Source organism: Devosia sp., assembly GCF_017307565.1.
In the GTDB taxonomy this organism is placed as follows: Bacteria; Pseudomonadota; Alphaproteobacteria; order Rhizobiales; family Devosiaceae; genus Devosia.
This window is the reverse complement of record NZ_JAFKHD010000277.1, coordinates 1-2,977: the sequence shown is the minus strand read 5'-3', so window position 1 is coordinate 2,977 and position 2,977 is coordinate 1. Positions and strand designations below refer to the sequence as shown.

Genomic DNA, 2,977 nt, shown 5'->3' with positions numbered 1-2,977 from the left:
GGGTGAAGGACTCGCCCAAGATGGCCTACAAGGCGCAGTATCGGCCGCTGGAAGTGCAGCGCGGGCACGCTGGCTGGTGCCGGGTCGAGGACTGAGGCGCAGGGCCACCACTGCAGAGCAGCGAGCCTGCGCTTTCGCGGGGATGACACCGTGAGCGTGGATGCTCAGGATACGATGAGCGCTTACACAGCCATATCGAAGACGATCAGACCGTCTCGGCCACCTTCGAGGGCGGCGACGAGGCGGGCGCCGGCGGCTTTGTGGTCGGGGTGGTCGAGATAGGTGTCGCGGGCAGCTTCATCGACAAAATCCATGGTGAAGCCATCGATGAAGCCCTTGTGGAGGCCTTCGGGGGAGACGTTGGGGCCGGCGGACATGGCGAGGAAGCCGGGGACAACTTCACGCAGTGATTCAAGTTCGGCGTAGATCGCGGCGCGGTCTTGCAGCGTTACTTCAGGACGGAAACGGACGAGCACGCAGTGGCGGATCATTTTGTTGAGTCCTTTGAGGTGGTTGGGGCGGTGAGTTGAGCACTGCCCGGCTTGTTTAGTTCGGCCTAGAGGCGGATTGCCGGGACGAGCCCGGCAAAGGAGGTCTTGGACGAGGCCCCTCACCCGGCGCTACGCGCCGACCTCTCCCCCAAAGGGCGAGGTGAAGAAAGGGCGACGCGGCCACAGGCCCTGCGAGCGTAGCTCTTCGGGCGTTCGGGCCTAAAATTGCTCCACTGGAGCAATTTTGCGCTACGCGCGCGGCCCTCACCCTACGAACTTGTTATTCCTCGGGAAGCCGGTCGGCGGTTGGCGGCCGGCGGTGGCGCGGTCGGCCAGCCAGTCGGTCAGTTCTTCGGTCGGCTTGGAATAGGTGCGGCCCGAACTGTCGGTCCAGGTGAGGCCATCGGCGGCGTAGAAGGTCTTGATGTCGGAGATGCCGCCATCCTTGTAGCGCTGAAGGCGCACGCCCTTGCCGCGCGACATGGTCGCCAGCTGGGCGATGGGGAAGACCAGCAGCTTGCGGTTTTCGCCGATGACGGCGACGCGGTCGCCATCGCAGGGGACCATCAGGCGCGCTTCTTCAGGCAACGACACGTTCAGGATCTGCTTGCCCTTGCGGGTATTGGCGATGAGATCGTCTTCCGGAACGATGAAGCCATAGCCGGCCGAGGATGCCACGATGCGCTTGGTGCCGGGGCGATAGACGAAGAGGTCGACGATGTCGTGGCCCTCTTCCATATCGACCATGATGCGCACCGGCTCGCCCTGACCGCGGCCGCCGGGGAGCTTGTCAGCGCCCAGGGTATAGACCTTACCGCCCGTGGTGAGCATGAGCAGCTTGTCAGTCGTTTCGCAGTTGAGCGACAGTTTCAGGCGGTCGCCGGTCTTGAAGCCTTTTTCGTCGATCGCGGCATTGTGGCCCTTGGGCGCACGGATCCAACCCTTTTCCGAGAGGATAACGGTGATCGGTTCGCGCTCGATAAAGGCTTCGGTGATTTCGGCGGCGTCGGCAGTCGGCGCGTCGAGGTAAACGGTGCGGCGAGCGCCAAGGGCATGGGGCGTGACGCCATCGGCTTCGAAAAGCGGATAGGCCTTCTTGAGGGCCTCGACCTGGCGCGAGATTTCGCCCCACTGCTTCTTGTCAGAGGCGAGCAGCGCTTCGAGCTTGCCCTTTTCGGTGGTCAGATCGGCATGCTCCTTGCGGAGCTCGATTTCCTCGAGCTTGCGCAGCGAGCGCAGGCGCATGTTGAGGATGGCTTCGGCCTGATTGTCGGTCAGGTCGAAGGTCGACATCAGGCTTGCCTTGGCATCGTCCTCTTCGCGGATGATGCGGATCACCTCGTCGAGGTTGAGATAGGCGATGATGTAGCCGGCCAGAACTTCGAGGCGCGCTTCGATCTGTTCGAGCCGGTGCTGCGAGCGGCGCACGAGGACGATCTTGCGGTGATCGAGCCAGGCGCGCAACGCATCGGCAAGGCCCATGACGCGCGGCGTGGTGCCGTGGTCGAGGACGTTGAGATTAAGCGGGAAACGCAGCTCAAGTTCGGTGAGCTTGAAGAGCTGCTCCATGAGGATGACGGCATCGACCGTGCCGGCGCGCGGCTCGAGCACGAGGCGGATATCGTCGGCGCTTTCGTCACGCACGTCTTTGAGGAGCGGCAGCTTCTTGGCGAGAAGCAGCTCGGCGATCTTTTCGACGAGACGCGATTTCTGCACGCCATAGGGAATCTGGGTGACGACGATCTGATAGACGCCCCTGCCCTTTTCTTCCTTGTTCCAGACGGCACGATGGCGGAAGGCGCCGCGGCCGGTCTCGTAGGAATGGACGATGGAGGAGCGGGATTCGACCAGATGCCCGCCCGTCGGGAAGTCCGGGCCGCGGACGAGATCGTCCATGCTGGGCGGGGCGGAGAGGTCGGCGTGGATCAGCTCTTCAGTCGTCGCGGCCGGATTGTAGATCAGCTTCAGCGCCGCGTTGCAGAGCTCGACGATGTTGTGCGGCGGCACGGAGGTCGCCATGCCCACGGCGATGCCGGTCGAGCCATTGGCGAGCAGGTTGGGGAAATTGGACGGGAGCACGACGGGCTCTTCGTCTTCGCCGTCATAGGTGGGACGGAAGTCGATGGCGTTCTCGGTGATGCCTTCCAAAAGGCGCGTCGAGACTTCGGTCATGCGCGATTCTGTGTATCGCATGGCCGCGGCGCTATCGCCGGCGATGTTACCAAAATTGCCCTGGCCGTCGACGAGCGGGTAGCGGAGGGCAAAATCCTGCGCGAGGCGGACCAGGGCGTCGTAGATCGACTGGTCGCCATGCGGGTGGAACTTACCGATCACGTCGCCGACGATACGGGCTGACTTTTTGTAGCCTTGGCCGGGGTCCAAACGGAGCAGGCGCATGGCGTGGATGATGCGGCGATGGACCGGTTTCAGTCCGTCGCGGGCATCGGCCCCTTGCCGGCGGGCTGCACCGTCTTCAGGAGGAGGGT

At 63.6% G+C, this 2,977-nt stretch carries 2 protein-coding genes; both read right to left on the bottom strand.

What is annotated here, in order from left to right:
- Positions 1 to 182: 182 nt before the first annotated feature.
- The gene (locus tag J0I64_RS08625; RefSeq protein ID WP_291407177.1) at positions 183 to 491 is read right to left on the bottom strand and encodes a Dabb family protein; all 309 of its coding nucleotides are present in this window, start codon (positions 489 to 491) and stop codon (positions 183 to 185) included.
- A gap of 264 nt (positions 492 to 755) precedes the next feature.
- The coding region (gene parC / locus J0I64_RS08620; RefSeq protein WP_291407176.1) for a DNA topoisomerase IV subunit A at positions 756 to 2,977 on the bottom strand (2,222 nt) is incomplete at its 5' end.